The following is a 17,873-nucleotide window of genomic DNA, read 5'->3' as shown; positions in this document are numbered from 1 at the left end:
ATCTTTTGGCGGTAGCTTTGGTTAGAATATAAAGAGGATCAGTTCTCCTAATAAACTTCTTGAAAGTTTATTAGGGGTGACCTATTACAAGAAATGTTTTGAATAATAATGAGGGAATAGAACTTATTATAAAAAGAGGAGAGAAAATCCAAAGTTGTGAGAAGTGTGAGTCTAAAGAGTGGCAAGACTTTATTACACTTAAGGCTTTAGATGAAGATGTTCAAAAATTACCTTTCTCAAAGAATGAAACCAATCTTGATTTATTTATAAAATCTCCCTTTAAACATTCGGTTGTCCTTGATCGAAATAATCAAGTGATCCTATTTCCTCAAGTGCGAAAAATAGATAATAAAGAGAGTTATGGCCGTAATGACCGATCTACGATTGTATCAAAAATAATCTAATTGGCGATCTATTTTGCTTTTGAACATTTGCGATGGTATAACGAATCAGATTGAGATCCCATTACCCTTTGCAACGGCAAAGGGCCTTTAAATTGCCAATCGATGGTTAATTTTTAGTTGTGCTCTGTAGAAAAATCTCTTAACATCGGCTTAAAGAGTTTTTTCATTTATAATTCTGAACTTTTAAATGAAGCAACTCAACCAATCAATCTAAAGAAACAAGTGAAAATTTTAGTCGTCTCACAATATTTTTGGCCTGAAACATTTATCATAAATGAATTAGTGCAGTGTCTTGCAGCACAAGGACACCAAATAGAGGTCGTTACGGGAAAGCCCAATTACCCTGAAGGTATCATCTTTGAGGGCTATCGTGCATCAGGTCATTATACAGAAACTTTTCATGATATTCCTATTCATCGTGCGCCTCTTTTTCCTCGAGGTAAAGGTGGTAAACGATTAGTGTTAAATTATTTATCTTTTATCGTTAATGGACTTTATCATTTTCCACGATTTATAAAAGGAAAACAGTTCGATGTTGTTTTTGTATTTGTACCTTCGCCAATTACCTCGGTAATCCCTGCTATTTATTTAAAATGGCGTTTAAAAGCTCATCTTGCTGTATGGGTACAGGACTTGTGGCCTGAAAGTGTTCAGGCTACAGGATTTATTCAAAATAGGTTTTTATTAAAGATCATTGGTTATGTTGTAAAAGGTATCTATGCCGCTTCCGATACTTTATTAGTACAATCAAAGGTCTTTCCTACTTTGATGGAAAAGTATACTTCATTGGAAAAAGTGGTTTATTATCCTAATTCATTCTTAGAGCCAGAATCATCTAGCACTCATCACGATCTTCCTACGCATCTATTATCAGAGCTTGAGTCTTATACTTGTTTTGTTTTTGCGGGTAATTTGGGTACGGCGCAAGCACTTGAGACAATTATTAATGCCGCGGAGAGAATGTCCCATTTAACCCAATGTAAAATTCTTTTAATCGGTAGTGGTAGTATGAGCGATTGGTTGCTTCTTCAAATAGCACAAAGAAAGATAAAAAACATATTAATTCCTGGTCGATTTCCAGCTGTTGTAATGCCTATTATTTTTTCTAAAGCAGCGGCTCTTTTAGTCACTTTAAAAAAAGATGAACTTTTTTCTTATACTATACCAAGTAAAGTTCAAGCTTATTTAGCTGCAGGACGACCTATTTTAGCAGCATTAGATGGAGAAGGAGCGCGTATTGTCCAAGAGGCACAAGCAGGATTAGTTTCACCTGCCGAGGATGCTGATGCGCTAGCCAAAAATATGGAAAAATTATATTATATGCCTATTTCAGAGCGGGAAAAGCTGGGAAGAGCAGCGAGAGCTTTCTTCTTGGAACATTTTGAAATGACGACACAGAGCCGTCGACTCATTGAAATTTTTAATAATAAAATTAAAAAGAGGTAGATTGATTTTGAAAATTCTGGTCTTAGGTATAACAGGTATGCTGGGAAGTGCAGTGTTTTATACGTTTAACCAGCAGCAGAAGGATTTTGAAGTTTGGGGTACTTTAAGAAGTAAAGAAGGTTTAAAATATTTTCCCAGCGCTTTTCACCCTTACCTTATTTCTGATGTAGATGTACTTAATTTAGATACTTTATGTAGAGTTCTTGAACAAGTTCGTCCTAATGTTGTCATCAATTGTATTGGCCTAATTAAACAGTTATCAAGTGCTAAGGATCCCTTATCTGCGTTGCCTATTAATGCGATGTTACCTCATCAATTAGCACGATTGTGTCAATTAGCAGGAGCACGCTTGATTCATATTAGTACGGATTGTGTTTTTTCTGGAAAAAAAGGCTTTTATACAGAGAATGATAATTCAGATGCTGAAGACTTATACGGTAAATCAAAATTTATTGGTGAAATTACAGAAAGTTCGCATGCAATTACTCTGCGTACTTCAATAATAGGGCATGAATTCAACAGTAAAACGGCATTAGTTGAATGGTTTCTTTCGCAGCAGCTATCAGTGAAGGGATACGTAAATGCTATTTTTTCGGGATTACCCACCTTCGAATTAGCACGAGTTATGCGTGATTATGTTATCCCTAAACCTGAGCTTTGGGGGCTTTATCAGGTTGCAGCGACTCCTATTAATAAATATGAGTTGCTTTCGCTGATCGCAGAGATTTACAAGAAAAAAATAAGCATCGTAGCCGATGAAGAAATTAGAGTTGATCGTTCACTCAATGGCGAACGATTTAAAAATGCAACTGGTTATGTTGCTCCTGATTGGTCACAATTGATTGCTTTAATGTATGAATCAAAAAATTTATATGAGGATAAATGAGCATGTTCAAAGATAAAGTTTTGATGATTACAGGAGGAACTGGTTCCTTTGGGCATGCTGTTTTGCAGCGGTTTTTAAAATCTGACATTCGTGAAATACGGATTTTCAGCCGTGATGAAAAAAAACAAGAAGACATGCGTAACGAGCTGAATAATGACAAAGTAAAATTTTACATTGGTGATGTTCGTGATTATTCATCAGTAGCCGATGCGATGATTGGCGTAGATTATGTGTTCCATGCAGCAGCTTTAAAGCAGGTCCCTTCTTGTGAGTTTTATCCGATGGAAGCGGTGCGCACTAATATTCTTGGTACCGATAATGTTTTGGCTGCGGGTATAGCCCGAGCAGTAAAAAGAATAGTGGTGTTAAGTACAGATAAAGCAGTTTACCCCATTAATGCTATGGGTATTTCCAAAGCGATGGCAGAAAAGATTGTTGTTGCTAAATCCAGAGTTGTTCCTGAAAATGGCCCCATTATTTGCGCTACACGTTATGGAAATGTTATGGCATCAAGAGGATCTGTGATCCCTCTTTTTGTTGCGCAAATCAAAGCGAAACAAGCGCTAACGATAACGGATCCTCAAATGACTCGATTTTTAATGTCGCTAGAAGATTCTGTTGATTTGGTATTACATGCTTTTTCTCATGCCAATCAAGGTGATATTTTTATTCAAAAAGCACCTGCGTCCACTATTGCTGATTTAACCCAAGCGCTAATTGAAATTTTTAGAAGCATGAGTGAAGTGAGAGTTATAGGTACCCGTCATGGTGAAAAATTGTATGAGTCTTTAATTTCCCGAGAAGAAATGGCTAAAGCAGAAGATATGGGGCGATATTATCGTATTCAAGCGGATAATAGAGATCTGAATTACAAGAAGTATTTTGTTGAAGGCGAGGAAATTATCTCTAATTATGAAGATTATACCTCTCATAATACGCAGCAGCTAACCGTACACGAAATAAAAGACTTACTCCTCAAATTAGACTTTATTCAAAATGCACTAGATAATAACGATACAAAGTTATATTAACTGTTCGACAAGCCATTTATAAGGGATTTTATCCATTTAATAATAATGTATCAGCTTTAAAAAGGTTGGTATTTTTTGTCTTTTATGAATCAGCCCTAATTTTGATTTAACTTTGATCCTGCTTTTTGTCAGGGCGCATATTTTTTATATACTTACATGAATAGGTGAGTAAACGTTTACTACAATACCTAATGTTGTATTCATTGAATGAAACATTTGAGAAATGAATAATATGGCATATTGTCGGAATAAGTCGATTTTAGCGAAGGACAATTCACTAAAAACAGGGGATTTTGATGCGGATGTTTTAATCGCGGGTGCTGGTCCTTCTGGGGCAATATGTGCTTATTATTTGGCAAAAGCGGGCAAAAAAGTAATACTTATAGATTCTCATTCCTTCCCAAGAGATAAGGTATGCGGAGATTTTGTTTCGCCAGTGTCTTTAAGAGAACTAATGGCGCTTGGTATTACCGATCTTCCTGAGTTCAAAGCAACCAACATGATTACAGAAGCCACAGTTTATGTAGATGGCCAGGAATTGATAACGGACAATATCCCCCAAATCAAAGACTTTGTTAATTATGGTAGAGTCATTCCGCGTGTCTTGCTTGATAGTTGGATAGTTAACGCAGCAAAGCAACAGAGAGTTAACGTTATTACTGACTGTAAGCTTTTGAATTATTTCGTCAATGAACAGAATATTATGGTTGAATGCGAACAACTCGGTAAAAAAAGACGCTTTTTAATCAAAATGTTGGTTGGTGCAGATGGAAGCAACAGTACTGTTGCGAGAACTCTTCAAGGTAAAAAACCAAATCCAAAACATAAAATTGTAGCTGTGCGCGCCTACTGCGAAAATATTAATTGTACATCGCACCAAGCAACGCTTTTTTTTACTCGTAACACTTTTCCAGGATACTTTTGGTTTTTTCCCACTTCGTCCACAACCGCCAATGTGGGAATTGGTATGGTATTAAAAACATTTCCCAAAAATGAAACTAATTTAAAAGCCATGCTGTTGGAAATGATAGAAAGTGATCCTTTTTTTAAATCAAAAATTAGCCCGGGAATGCAAATAACTAAAATAGCTGGTTGGCCTTTATCTTGTTATGACCCCGCTACAATTAATGTAAAAGACAGGGTTTTACTCACTGGTGATGCAGCAGGATTTATCAATCCTTTTACTGGTGAAGGGATACAATATGCTTTGCAAAGTGGAAGATTAGCAGCCGAAACCATCATCGAAAGCTTCGAAACAGAGAATTTTAGTGCTGGCGCACTGAAACGTTTTGATACCAAAGTGAGTGAAGAAATAACCCATGATTTGTGTTTTGTAAATATTGTTATGCAATTAACACGCAACCGCAATCTAAATGTATTGTGGTTAAACATCCTAAAAATCATTTTATATCAAGCAAAGAAAAATCCCAAACATGCTTCTTTAAGCGGTGGCTTCTTTGTGGGAATAGTTCCTATGTATAGACTATTAGCGATTTCATATACTAGCAAAACGATATTGGACAGCATCTCTTGTTTCTTCAAAACGAAGAATATTTTTAAACAGACAATCATTTTTATACGCCAACAAATATTGCAGGTATTTAACCAAAAAATGACACACTTAAGCTGGATAACATACCTTGGTAAGTCAGTACTTTTATTCATGCGACTTAGCATAAAAGTAGTATTTATAAAAATACGCATATTTTTAAAACGATTGTGTAGTAGAGCCTGAGGCCTATGGAACTATTAACGGCTCCATTGCAAAAACGAACGGTAGCTTTTCAAAATAATTGCTTGGACAGCGCAGTATTGTTGAAATGGTTTTTGAGCATAAATTGAACACGCGAGACATCGGAGGCTTGATAATTTTGTTATTTATCTCTTATCGGGCTTTAGCTGCTTATATGCTCAAGCCGAAAAAGGCTACCCTAAAAATACACTCACTTAATGAAAATTTTGGAATGCTTATGTCGAACTGAGGTCAACCCAATTTTTTCTTTAAGTCTGATAGGGTTCTGCTTCCAGTACAAAACATAGCTACTTTTAATTCGTACTCTATTGTTTGCATGCATAAACTAACTTGTTCTGATGATTTCAGTGCTGCTTCAAGCATGGGTTTTGCATAACCAACTGTTGTTGCTCCAAGAGCAAAAAGTTTAGCAGCATTTAAACCATTATTTACTCCGCCAGAACCCCAAATTTCGTAAGAGGGGTTTAGTTCCATTGCTAGTTTTACTGAAGTTGCAGTATCAATCCCCCAGTTTCGGAAAGTTATGGCCGCCTGTTGTCTAATTGGGTCATGAGTGGCTCTATGTCCTTCAATTCGTCCCCAGTGAGTCCCGCCTAATCCACCTACATCGATTGCTGCAATACCAATATCATTTAAGCGTATCATTGTTTCACGTGAAAAACCGCAACCTGTTTCTTTGACTATAATTGGCAATTCAAGGTTTTTTACTAGATAAGTTAAAGCATTCCAACAACCTTTATATGTTGTTGTTCCTTCCGGTTGTATGCATTCTTGTAAGGGATTACAATGGATAATTAATGCATTAGCCTGCAAAGCATCAGTTAAGCGTTGTATGTCAGTAATGGATGTTTCAATTAATTGGGCTATTCCTAAGTTGCTGTACAAACTTACTTCTGGAAAATCTTGGCGTAAATATTGCCATTCAAAAGCTGCTTTAGGATCTGTCAGCTCGCGTCTTTGTGAGCCTACACCCATTGCCCAACCATTTTGTGCGCAAGCTTCAATAAGGTTGCGATTGATGTGTTTTGCGCGTTTATGTCCTGCAGTCATGGAGCTAATAAGAAAAGGTTTTTCAACTACGTGACCAAATCGACTTCCTTTGATAGAAACATCATCAAAATTCAAATCAGGAAGAGCTTCATGTATTAAATTAATAGTGTCCAAAGTACTTAAATCAGCAGTTTGATTTTCAGGCATTAAGGCTAACTTAATATGATCTTGTTTACGTTGTTCAAACTGTTCGAGGTGATTTGTCATGGATTTTATGCCTGTTATTTTATAATTAACTTAGGATAGGGAACGTGGTTGCATTGGCTATTCTATATTCTTAGAGTTATATTTTCCACCCAATCTGTGTTTTGGAGTACAACAAAACGAATAGCTCGTTAGTATACAGTTAAAATACTTAATCATCTGATATTGATGTGGGTGAGTTGAAAAGTGTTCTGCCATTGACTTAAGGAATTTATGTAGTCTCGCGCAATAATACTTTCCTGCGCAAGCACATGGTATCAACTTAAGGAAAAATTGACTCTCGCCTTTGAAAAGAGTGACATTTAGAAGAACATCACCCCCTGCAACAGCAGGGGTTCATTTTTGCGTATTTAGTTCAACCCAAGCAGCATAAGCGTCTATGAATTTTTTAATGAATTTTAAAGTTTCTTCTTTTTGGATTTTTCCTTGGGCATCAAATAAATCTCCAGCTCCTCCAATGTAGGTTTCAGGTTGTTGTAATATGGGAATATCTAAAAATACAAAAGATTGTCTTAAATGATGATTGGCGCCAAATCCACCAATAGCCCCAGGAGAAACGCTTATTACCGCGCCAGGTTTTTTGCCCCATACACTTTGGCCATAAGGACGAGAGCCAACATCAATTGCATTTTTCAATACACCAGGAACGGAGCGGTTATATTCTGGTGTTACGAAGAGTACCCCTTGACATGCCTTTATTTGCTCACGAAACTGTGTCCAAGCAGCTGGTGGTCTATTTTCATCATCAAGGTCCTGGTTATATAAAGGTAATTCATTAATCTCAATAATTTGTAATTCTAGAGAGGAAGGAGATAAAGATATGAGCTCGCGCGCCATTTTTCGGTTGAAGGATTCTTTGCGTAAACTTCCAACCACAACTCCAATTTTTTTAACCATAATACGATTCCTTGTATTTTAGCTGTTAACACTTGTTTTTTTATGTAAAGGTGTGATAAACAAGTTTGAATTTTATCAATAACATCATTCAATACTCGTTATTTACTTGAGGAATAATAATGATTTTCTTTCGGAAAAACCCTATCCCCAGAAATAACGATGTATTAAAGCAGATAGGGTTTTAATAAATGTATTAGGCTACTACTTCAACTTCTTCAGCTTGCGGACCTTTTTGACCATTACTTGGTTTGAACACTACCGTTGCACCTTCTGCAAGAGTTTTAAACCCGGTGCCTAGAATTGCACTGAAATGAACAAAATAATCTTTACCGCCACTTTCTAAAAAACCGAAACCTTTGGACTCATTAAACCATTTTACTGTACCGCGAATTTTTTCTGACATTTTAATTTCCTAAATTGTAACTACCACATTGTAGCATTATTTTATTAATTGTGCTGTTTTTTTCTCAAAAAAATATTACTTTTTTTGCAAAACAATAATAATGCATTTCTATCATAGATCATTTTGTCTAAAAATTCTAATATATTACACGTGATAGAGCATATTTTACTAAAAACTGTAATGAATCGAGCAAATAAATCACTGATTAACGTTTCAGCTCATTTAAGAAGGTGTAGATTTTTATAAGGATTTACTTGCGGGAGTTTCAATAAGCTCCAAACCATCTTCTTTTTTTAAGAAGGTAAAAATAATTCCCGAAAAAAAAGTAAGGATTCCTAACGTGATAAACGTATCATGAAATATTTTAACTGAAAAAGCCTGATGCACAGAATATTTATAGGTGAAAAAATCAATCAATATCGCCGAAACAGCGAGACCAAAACTTTGGGATAATTGTTGGATGGTGCTCATAATGCTTGTGGCTGCGCTGAGGTCATTTTCATTAATGTTAGCATACGCAAGTGAGTTCATGCCGGTATACTGTAATGAAACCAGAAACCCATAGGCAAAAGTTAAAATTGCAATATCATAAATAGAAGAGTTTGTATTAATTGAAAAAAATGACAATAGGGATAGGCTCACAAGAAAGGTATTAATCATTAATAAATTTTTATAGCCAAGCCAACGCAGTATATACACGGAGAAAGGTTTTACTAAAAATACGCCCAGTGCTATAGGGGTAAGTAATAAGCCAGACAAGCTTGATGAATAGCCTAAACCAATTTGTAACAATAAAGGTAATAAAAATGGAATACCACCAAAACTCAAGCGTGTTAATAGATTTCCTAGTACTGAAATACAAAAGGTACGGGTATACAAAAGTTCTACCTGAACAATAGGATGCTTTCTTTTATAAGAATGTCTGGTATATCCACCCAATAACAATACTGCAGTGATTAACATCATAGATGTTTGCGTTATTGTTATATTGGATTCACTGAACATGGATAAACCAAAAGTGAGCACAGCTAATCCACTGCCAAAAAGAACAAATCCTAATTTATCTAAAGGAGGGACTTGGCGAGGAGAGAAACTAGGTAACAATTTACTTGCTAAACCTATGGTGAGTATTCCTACAGGTATATTGACCCAAAAAATCCAACGCCAAGAAAAACGATAAGTAATAATCCCTCCTAATAATGGTCCCAGCATCATGCCTACAGAGGCAACCATAATCACCATGGTCATTTTTGTAATTAATTCATGTCGCTTGCTGGTTCGAAAAATAATTAGACGTCCTATAGGTACAGTAAATGAACCGCCGACTCCTTGTGCAATACGGGCACAAATCAATTCCCATAAGTTATGTGTAAATCCACACCAAATGGAGCTTAAAGTAAATACAGTGAGAGCAGTTATAAAAACTGCTTTTATGCCAAATTTGTCTGCTACCCAACCACTAATAGGAATAAAGATTGCTAAGCTCAAAAGATAGCTGATGAGTGCTAATTTTAAATCTATAGGATCGACATCCAGACTTCGAGCCATTACAGGAATTGCTGTATTAATAATGGTGGTATCTACCGCTTCCATGAACATGGCTAAGGCAACAGTAAATAGGATAATGTTTTTTCTCATGGCATCAATAGAGCGATCAGGATGGATCATACCTATCATTGTAGCCTGTGCTGCATTGTAGCGACAATAATCTTTGCAACTTACGGTTCAAGCAGTAAACTTTTTAATCCAGCTAAATGAGTTTTTGCTAGATGTTTCGATTGCTCTTCAGAGCGCTCTACATTTTTTCCGAACCATTCAAGATGTTCGGCAGGAAGCTCGTCTAAAAATCTGCTAGGTAAACAGTCTTGTACTTCACCTGCACGACGTCTTTGTTTGGCTAAGGTAAAGCATAAACCTTTCTGAGCACGAGTAATGCCTACATAGGCTAATCGTCTTTCCTCTTCGATTTGGTCTTCATCAATACTCACCCGGTGAGGTAATAATTCCTCTTCCATACCTACTAAGTAAACATAAGGAAATTCTAAGCCTTTTGATGCATGTAAGGTCATGAGTTGCAGGGTGTCGTTATCTTGTTCCTCTGCTTGATCCAGAATATCAATTAAAATGAGTTTGTTAATTACCTCAGCTAAGGTTTGTTCCGGATTTTTGGTTAATAAACGATCAATCCATTCTAATAATTCCCAAACATTATCCATCCTTTTTTGAGCTTTAGCGGGGGTGTCGCAGAGTTCATAAATATAAGCTTCATAACCACTGTTCTCTACCATCTGTTTGAGTTGTTCTACTATAGAACCTGTAGTGACTCGTAGTTTTATTTGTTCCATCCATGATTTAAAAGTAAGTAAAGCAGCACGTGGTTTTTCTGCGATATACTCACTAAGCGCAAGATGATCTGCTGCAGCATAAAGACTTATACCTTTATTTTGTGCATAATGACCCAGAGCATCAAGGCTTGCTTCACCGATTCCTCGTTTGGGGGTATTGATGACTCGCAAAAATGCAGCGTCATCTGCCGCATTACATAATAATTTCAAGTAAGCAAAAACATCTTTTACTTCTGCTTTTGCAAACCAAGATTGGCCACCACTAATATAATAAGGGATCCCATAATGGCGGAGTACTTTTTCAAAAATACGGGATTGATGATTGCCGCGGTATAATATTGCATAATCTCCATATTGGGTTCTAGCACGTATTTTATGGCTAATTAAATCAGCAACTACCTGTTCGGCTTCATCATTTTCATCTTTACAACGAATCACTCTTAATAATTCACCATGGCCGAATTCACTCCATAACTTTTTTTCAAATAAATGTTGGTTATTCGCAATAAGATGATTTGCGGAGTGTAAAATGATATTAGTCGACCGGTAATTTTGTTCTAATTTTATTATTTTTAATTGAGGATAATCCTCTTGTAATTGTTTTAAATTTTCAGGTTTTGCTCCTCTCCAGGCATAAATTGACTGATCATCGTCACCGACAACGGTAAAATGAGCTCTTATTCCGGTTAACTGTTTTACCAAAAGGTATTGGCTGGTATTTGAATCTTGATATTCATCTACTAATAAATGACGAATCTTATTTTGCCAATAGGTTGATACGGAAGAATGTTCGCTTAAAAGACTTACAGGAAGACGAATTAAATCATCAAAATCTACCGCATTATATGCTTTAAGTGCTTGTTGATAGCGTGGATAAAGTAAAGCAGCTTCTTCATAATAGGGCGCATCATAAGGATTGTTAATGACTTGTTCTGGGGTGAGGAGATCATTTTTCCAACGTGAAATTCGTTGCTGAACTTGCAGGATAAACTCTCTTTCTGTAGCTTTATTCGCAGATAAAAAACCACGCAAGATTTGTATGCAATCCTCACTATCAAAAATAGAAAAGCCTTTTTTTAAATCACATAAGTCAAAGTGACGTTTGATAATACTTAGGCCTAAAGTATGGAAGGTTGCTACTTTTAAGCCCCTTCGAGTCGCTGGTGGTAAGACGGCTGCAACCCGAGCACGCATTTCATTGGCTGCTTTGTTGGTAAAAGTTACTGCACATACAGTATTGGCGGCATAGCCGCATGTATTAATTAAATAAGCAATTTTTTGCGTGATTACTCGTGTTTTACCGCTCCCAGCTCCAGCAAGAACTAATAAAGGTCCGTCTATATGACGCACTGCTGCCATTTGTTGGCTGTTCAACATCTTAAAGGCTTCTCACTCAAAAAAGAGCGATTATTGCCCGCATAGGTATTAGGAATCAACTATTAATTAATAGAGCGTTCTACATCAAATTCTTCTTCAGTGTCTATCTCAATAAAATCAGGTTTGGTTTTGGGTTCTTCCGTGTCTTCAATACCAAAAACGACTTTGTCTATAGTTTTAAATAAGGGAGCAAGTATGTTTTTATCAATCATGATTTCATCCTTAAAATTTTAGTGTGATTTTAAAAGCATAGTTCAAAATCATTTTTTCTCCAGGAAAAATTACAAAAAAATTATGTTATACTTCGCAATTGCAACTGAGTCTTAGTGGCTGTCGTAATTTTTTAGAGCTCGTTTATGAAACAATCAGATACCCTGCAACGCTTTATTTTTGAACATGCAAATATTCGTGGTGAAATCGTTCACATTGAAGACACTTATCAAACCATTATGAGTCAACGAAACTATCCTCCAATGGTTAAAAATTTATTGGGAGAAGCACTTGTTTCATGTTTGCTTTTAGCATCCAGTATCAAATTTCAGGGGAGCTTAAATTTACAGTTTCAAGGAGATAAACGGCTTCCTCTATTATTAGTCCAATGTGATCATGAGCTTAATGTACGAGCATTTGCGCAATTTATTGAAAATCTAGAAATTAAAGAGTATGCGAGTGCATTTCTCGAAGGACAAATGGTTTTAACCATTAATCAAAATAATCAAACCAATGCCTACCAGAGCATGGTTCCTATTCAATCCACTTCAATGAGTGAAAATTTGATGAGCTATTTTGCTCAATCGGAACAAGTTTCCACTCGAGTTTGGTTGGCGGTGAATGAAAATGCTGCTGCAGGAATGTTGCTGCAGTTAATGCCGGGCCAAGATACGCAACATAGGGAACAATTCTGGGAATATGCAGTGCAATTGGGTCAAACAGTAAGTGAGCACGAGTTACTCACTTTAGAGAATGAAATATTACTATATCGACTTTATCATGAAACAGAAATAAGAATATTTGAGAGCCGTAAAACTCGTTTTAAGTGCCGCTGTAACCTTGATAAGATGAAGCAAGTACTTACTGTTTTAGGTGAAGAGGATGCAAACGAATTACTAAAAGAACAGGGAGAGGTAGCTATTCGTTGTGATTTTTGCAATCAGAAATATACTTTTGATCCCATTGATATCGCCATGTTGTTTCATAAAGGATAATCCAAACGAGATTCCTCTAAAGGGGATACCATTAATTCAGATGCGCTTGATACTAAGATTTTTAATTCAAATTTCGTGCTAAGGCTTAGACGATGCTAAAGCCTCTCCTCATTCCCTACTTACAGGGTTTCATCATTTTCGCGAAAGCGGAAGTCCATTTCTATAGGGGGCATTGTGCCTCCATCAATCTGGGTCCCCGCTTTCGCGAGGACGACTACAAGAAGCTCCTTAAGTCACTGGTAGTGCTCCCCAACGCTAACAACTAAGATAAAGACTGGATCTAATAAAACTCTTATCCGTAACTGATGTTAACATACCAATGGTTGGTTTGATTCTTTTCAAAAAAACGACAATTTGTCACTTAGCGCATAGTCATCACTCTATGAGCAACAGAGCTTGGTTCAGCGATGGCATAAAAAAGTGTACCGCTAAAGAAATCCTGCAAATCTTGTTCCGTAAGGGAGCCACCACATAAATTCATTACGTTAGTGAAAGCCACAATCTGGAGTGGTCTTAAAAGTTCTGCGAATAGTTTACCTAAACCTGTTTTGGGATGTCGTGTTCTTATTTCATCAACTAATTTGATAAGATCTTCTTTCTCAAGTTTATCGCGTCCTTTCATCATTCTATGTATCAGCTCCTTTATCATTTTTTCATGGGCTTTGTTATTAAATTTAGAGGGGTTCTGATTAAAATAAGCTGTATGAGAGACCGGATGTGTTAAATCATGAACCTTTTCAATAGGAGGCTCTAGTTTTTGGGTGCCTAAGATACCTCCACCTATAACAAGAGCAGTATTTAAATAAGCAGAGAGCGTACCAAAGCCTAGGTCCTTAAATCCTTGTACGACATTCATGAAGTTTAATGTTGACGTATTTTCAGAGTCAAAAAAACTGACATGGCGCATCAGTCCTGTTCTTTGTTCTAGTTTCTCTTTGAAATAGTCTTGAATGGCTTCGCAATATTCTTGCGGATGGAGTTGTGCTTGCTTGTGCAAATATTTTGCTAAATTCTCTTCTGATTTCATATTTTTCAAAGCAATGCGAAAAATATCGGGGAAAAAAGCGGATTTTTTTTCTGATACTGAATTTGGTTTTTTTACTGGGACGCTGAGAAAACTTAAAATGCCTGACATAACTTTATTCTCCTCTGTATAACCTTTATTTTTTGTTGGTTCGATGTTTATTTAAATTTATCAAAATGTCCATTCATGTAACATAACATAATGAGTATGTGGTTGTATATTTTTTAACTCATAAGAAATACTTTAGGTCTTAAAGTCAACAAATTAAGCCTTTTATCCAGCATATGAGGAGTTTAGAAAAGTGTACCTGGGATTGCTAGTCGCACCCAGGTTAAGCTGTTTATTGTAACTTTACTTTTATGGACGATAAAATTCTAGGATCAGCTTGAATGATTTCGGTGTATTCACCGCGCATGGCCTGTAAGATTTGTTTTAAGATTAGAAATTGTTCGCTTAATTGAAAATAGATATTTTCAGAATGTTTTCCCTCTAATTCTCCAACAGTCAAATAGGCTGCTTGTCCCATTTCGGAAAAATACTCAAGACTAACATGTCTTCTTTTAGCAATCCCTGGAAAAAGCCCGCAAAATAATAAACTTTTATCTCCCACATCGCGTAGTAATTCCATTTGCAGTGTTCGCGGTCTATGCATAGACTCTAGAAAATCGAGTGCAACTATGGATTCAATTAATTTAGGTCCTTGAGAAAAACGCATTAGTAAAAATACCAAATAACTTTCAGTGTTTTCGCTCAAAATAAGCTGGGTTGCAGCTTGGGCCTCATTAACTAATGCATGCCATTGGCTAATATCAGTGGGATGTAAAATTAGCTGTCTCATAATTACTCCCTATTTTTAACCCCTCATTCTTATTTTAGCAGCTAAAAAATATTTAGTAGTGTATAGCGGGAATAGTTAGAAATTAATTTAATAAAACAATGCATTGCATTTAGAGGATTTGGTTTTCATAGGCATGCATTTTATTGACTCAAGCATGAAAAATAGTTTGCTATACTAATAGCTAGAACTTAGTGGATGAGGCTATAAAATACAAGAATCAGATAGGTTTTAGTGTCCTGTTGAGGTATAATGTCAAATCTATGTACAAATACTTGTTTTTCCCATCAAAGGTTATTTTATGATTGATCAAATTCGCAACATTGCCATCATCGCACATGTTGACCATGGTAAAACTACTCTAGTTGATAAGTTGCTGCAACAAACTGGAACATTAAATGAGAGAGCCCCTAAAGTTGAACGGGTAATGGATTCTAATGCCTTGGAAAAGGAACGAGGAATTACTATTCTTGCAAAAAACACGTGTGTCTATTGGCAAAACCATCAAATTAATATCGTTGATACTCCTGGACATGCTGATTTTGGTGGCGAAGTCGAGCGCATTTTATCCATGGTAGATAGTGTATTATTGCTCGTTGATGCAGTTGATGGCCCTATGCCACAGACACGTTTTGTAACGCAAAAAGCGTTCGCGCGTGGATTGAATCCTATTGTGGTCATTAATAAAATTGACCGCCCAGGAGCAAGACCTCATTGGGTTATGGATCAAGTTTTTGATTTGTTTGATAACTTGGGCGCGACAGATGCGCAATTAGATTTTCCTGTGGTTTACACTTCTGCTTTAAATGGCTACGCGAAGCTGCACTTGGAAGATGAAGCTTCAGATATGAGTGCTTTATTGCAAACAATTATTGAAAAAGTTGAGCCGCCTAAAGTAGATGCAAATGGTCCTTTCCAGATGCAAATCAGCTCTTTAGATTATTCCTCCTATGTAGGTACTATTGGTATAGGACGGATTACTCGTGGACAAATCAAAGCAAAATCTGCGGTAAAAATTATTGATAAAGATGGCAATATTCGTTCGGGTCGTCTGCTGCAATTGCTAGGATTTAAGGGGCTTGAGCGTATCGAAGTTGAGGAGGCAAATGCAGGAAATATTATTGCAATTACCGGGATTGAGGGACTTAAGATTTCTGATACGATTTGTGATCTGAATGTCGTTGAGGCATTGCCTGTGCTTTCGGTTGATGAACCAACAATCAGTATGACTTTCCAGGTGAATGACTCGCCTTTTGCTGGTCAAGAAGGAAAATTTGTGACTTCGCGAAAAATCCGTGAGCGTCTAGAAACGGAGTTATTGCATAATGTTGCTTTGCGCGTGGAAGATTGTGATGATCCTGATAAATTTAGAGTTTCTGGTCGTGGTGAATTACATTTATCCATTCTTATTGAGACCATGCGACGCGAAGGTTATGAATTAGCTATAAGTAAGCCTGAAGTGATTATTCGTGAGGTGGACGGAGAGCAACAAGAACCTTATGAGCATCTCACTGTAGACGTAGAAGAAAATCACCAAGGTGCTATTATGGAAAAATTGGGTGAGCGTCGTGGTGAGTTACAAAACATGGTCCCGGATGGAAAAGGGCGTGTACGTCTTGACTATATGATTCCTACTCGCGGTCTTATTGGTTTTCATAATGAATTTTTATCGTCTACCTCTGGCACGGGTTTAATGTATCATGTTTATGATCATTATGGGCCAGCGATTAAAGGGCGAATTGGCAAACGAACCAATGGTGTATTGATCTCTAATTGCCAAGGTACGGCACGTGCTTTTGCTCTGTTTAATTTACAAGAACGTGGACGATTGTTTGTGGAGCCCCAAACGGTATGTTACGAAGGGATGATTGTTGGAATTCATTCCCGCGATAACGATTTGGTGGTAAATGTAACTAAAGAAAAACAATTAACGAATATTCGTGCTTCAGGTTCGGATGAAAATATTATCTTAACACCTGCAGTAAAATTAACTTTAGAGCAAGCATTGGAATTTATAGATGATGATGAGTTGGTGGAAGTGACTCCTAATTCCATTCGCATAAGAAAAAAATCATTGAAAGAACATGAACGAAAAAAAGCATCAAGAACAGCAAATAGTGAAGAATAATACCTCATTTAAACGGATTATCTTGTTTGCACGTCAACATCGTGCCAATCAAGGAGTCAGTGAGAGCTTATATCGTTTAATTGATTTCCTGAAAAATCAGCAGGTGCAAATTTTTCAGGATATTGATACAGCCACTGGCTTTGGTGTGGAGCTACCTATCTTAGCCCGAGAAAATATGGGGAAAGAACAGGATTTAATTATTGTTATTGGTGGTGATGGAAGCTTGCTTTCAGCTGCACGTCTGGCAATTAAGGTAGATACACCAGTCATTGGGATCAATAGAGGACGTCTGGGCTTTCTTACAGATATTTTACCCAATGAGCTTGAAGCCCAATTAAGTGCTGTCCTAGCAGGACAATATAAAGAAGAAAAACGTTTTTTGTTACATACGCGCATTTATGATGAGGATCATATTTATTTTGAAGGAGATGCGCTTAATGATGTTGTTTTAGGGCGTGGTAAGGAAACCCACCTCATTGAATTTTCAGTATATGTGAATCAACAATTAGTCAGTCATTATCGTTCTGATGGCATGATTTTATCAACTCCTACAGGATCTACTGCCTATGCTTTATCTGCAGGAGGCCCAATTATGCATCCACAACTCAATGCTATTGTTCTTGTACCTATGTTTTCTCATAGTTTGAGTTCTCGTCCTATAGTCATTGATGGCGAGTCGCAAATTGAGCTACATATCAGTCAATTTAACGAAACTGATTTACGAGTGAGTTGTGATGGTCATGAATCACGAATGGTCAAGCCTGAACAAAAAGTAGCAATTCAAAAAAACAGTCACCATTTACGTTTACTTCACCCTCTTGATTATCATTATTATGATACATTACGATCGAAGCTGGGTTGGGAATCCAAACATCAAGGATAGAA

General features: G+C 36.7%; 16 protein-coding genes and 1 pseudogene. 9 read left to right on the top strand and 8 right to left on the bottom strand.

Annotation, left to right across the window (positions count from 1 at the left end; translation table 11 throughout):
• The first annotated feature begins 98 nt into the window (after positions 1-98).
• From Lsan_RS03220 to Lsan_RS23475, 6 genes and pseudogenes are all read left to right on the top strand, one after another.
• Positions 99-404, top strand: a complete 306-nt coding sequence (locus Lsan_RS03220) for a hypothetical protein (protein WP_058513095.1) — start codon at positions 99-101, stop codon at positions 402-404.
• 222 nt (positions 405-626) lie between these two features.
• Positions 627-1,850: a glycosyltransferase family 4 protein gene (locus tag Lsan_RS03215; RefSeq protein ID WP_058513100.1), complete on the top strand. Its 1,224-nt coding sequence runs from the start codon at positions 627-629 to the stop codon at positions 1,848-1,850.
• A 1-nt stretch (position 1,851) separates the two neighbouring features.
• Positions 1,852-2,736, top strand: a complete 885-nt coding sequence (locus Lsan_RS03210; RefSeq protein ID WP_237762017.1) for a dTDP-4-dehydrorhamnose reductase family protein — start codon at positions 1,852-1,854, stop codon at positions 2,734-2,736.
• 2 nt (positions 2,737-2,738) lie between these two features.
• Positions 2,739-3,767 (top strand): SDR family NAD(P)-dependent oxidoreductase, encoded by a 1,029-nt coding sequence (locus Lsan_RS03205; RefSeq protein WP_058513098.1) that lies wholly within the window; start codon positions 2,739-2,741, stop codon positions 3,765-3,767.
• A 223-nt stretch (positions 3,768-3,990) separates the two neighbouring features.
• On the top strand, positions 3,991-5,502 hold the full coding sequence (locus tag Lsan_RS03200; RefSeq protein ID WP_058513094.1) for an NAD(P)/FAD-dependent oxidoreductase: 1,512 nt from the start codon (positions 3,991-3,993) through the stop codon (positions 5,500-5,502).
• 102 nt (positions 5,503-5,604) lie between these two features.
• A pseudogene (locus Lsan_RS23475) lies at positions 5,605-5,749 on the top strand (IS982 family transposase); the annotation flags it as partial.
• A gap of 2 nt (positions 5,750-5,751) precedes the next feature.
• Here the strand turns inward: Lsan_RS23475 and fni are convergent.
• From fni to Lsan_RS22440, 6 genes are all read right to left on the bottom strand, one after another.
• On the bottom strand, positions 5,752-6,777 hold the full coding sequence (fni, locus tag Lsan_RS03195; protein ID WP_058513093.1) for a type 2 isopentenyl-diphosphate Delta-isomerase: 1,026 nt from the start codon (positions 6,775-6,777) through the stop codon (positions 5,752-5,754).
• 333 nt (positions 6,778-7,110) lie between these two features.
• On the bottom strand, positions 7,111-7,671 hold the full coding sequence (locus Lsan_RS03190; protein ID WP_058513092.1) for an NADPH-dependent FMN reductase: 561 nt from the start codon (positions 7,669-7,671) through the stop codon (positions 7,111-7,113).
• A gap of 193 nt (positions 7,672-7,864) precedes the next feature.
• A complete protein-coding gene (locus tag Lsan_RS03185) occupies positions 7,865-8,074 on the bottom strand; it encodes a cold-shock protein (protein WP_058513091.1) in 210 nt (69 codons plus the stop codon).
• A gap of 240 nt (positions 8,075-8,314) precedes the next feature.
• Positions 8,315-9,712: an MFS transporter gene (locus tag Lsan_RS03180; protein WP_058513097.1), complete on the bottom strand. Its 1,398-nt coding sequence runs from the start codon at positions 9,710-9,712 to the stop codon at positions 8,315-8,317.
• A gap of 80 nt (positions 9,713-9,792) precedes the next feature.
• Entirely contained in the window at positions 9,793-11,796 is a 2,004-nt protein-coding gene (locus tag Lsan_RS03175) for a UvrD-helicase domain-containing protein (protein ID WP_058513090.1), read from the bottom strand.
• Between the two features lie 62 nt (positions 11,797-11,858).
• Positions 11,859-12,008, bottom strand: a complete 150-nt coding sequence (locus Lsan_RS22440; RefSeq protein ID WP_165482582.1) for a hypothetical protein — start codon at positions 12,006-12,008, stop codon at positions 11,859-11,861.
• Between the two features lie 144 nt (positions 12,009-12,152).
• On the opposite strand from Lsan_RS22440, the gene hslO reads away from it, so the two are divergent.
• Entirely contained in the window at positions 12,153-13,001 is an 849-nt protein-coding gene (gene hslO / locus Lsan_RS03170) for an Hsp33 family molecular chaperone HslO (protein ID WP_058513089.1), read from the top strand.
• Between the two features lie 361 nt (positions 13,002-13,362).
• Here the strand turns inward: hslO and Lsan_RS03165 are convergent, their stop codons facing one another.
• Both Lsan_RS03165 and Lsan_RS03160 read right to left on the bottom strand, forming a co-directional pair.
• Complete coding sequence (locus tag Lsan_RS03165; RefSeq protein ID WP_058513088.1) at positions 13,363-14,136, bottom strand: caleosin family protein; 774 nt, start codon at positions 14,134-14,136, stop codon at positions 13,363-13,365.
• A gap of 229 nt (positions 14,137-14,365) precedes the next feature.
• Positions 14,366-14,863, bottom strand: coding sequence for a hypothetical protein (locus Lsan_RS03160; protein ID WP_058513087.1), 498 nt, complete (start codon positions 14,861-14,863; stop codon positions 14,366-14,368).
• A 298-nt stretch (positions 14,864-15,161) separates the two neighbouring features.
• Between Lsan_RS03160 and typA the strand changes: the two genes are divergently transcribed.
• Positions 15,162-16,988 carry a translational GTPase TypA gene (gene typA, locus Lsan_RS03155; RefSeq protein ID WP_058513086.1) on the top strand — a complete coding sequence of 609 codons (1,827 nt, stop codon included), beginning with the start codon at positions 15,162-15,164 and terminating at the stop codon, positions 16,986-16,988.
• Positions 16,945-17,871, top strand: coding sequence for an NAD(+) kinase (locus tag Lsan_RS03150; protein WP_058513085.1), 927 nt, complete (start codon positions 16,945-16,947; stop codon positions 17,869-17,871). The genes typA and Lsan_RS03150 overlap by 44 nt, the downstream gene beginning before the upstream one ends.
• Positions 17,872-17,873 lie beyond the last annotated feature (2 nt).

It is taken from the genome of Legionella santicrucis (assembly GCF_001468135.1).
Taxonomy (GTDB): domain Bacteria; phylum Pseudomonadota; class Gammaproteobacteria; order Legionellales; family Legionellaceae; genus Legionella; species Legionella santicrucis.
Note: the sequence above shows the minus strand (reverse complement) of the source record. Positions and strands in the feature narration are given on the sequence as shown.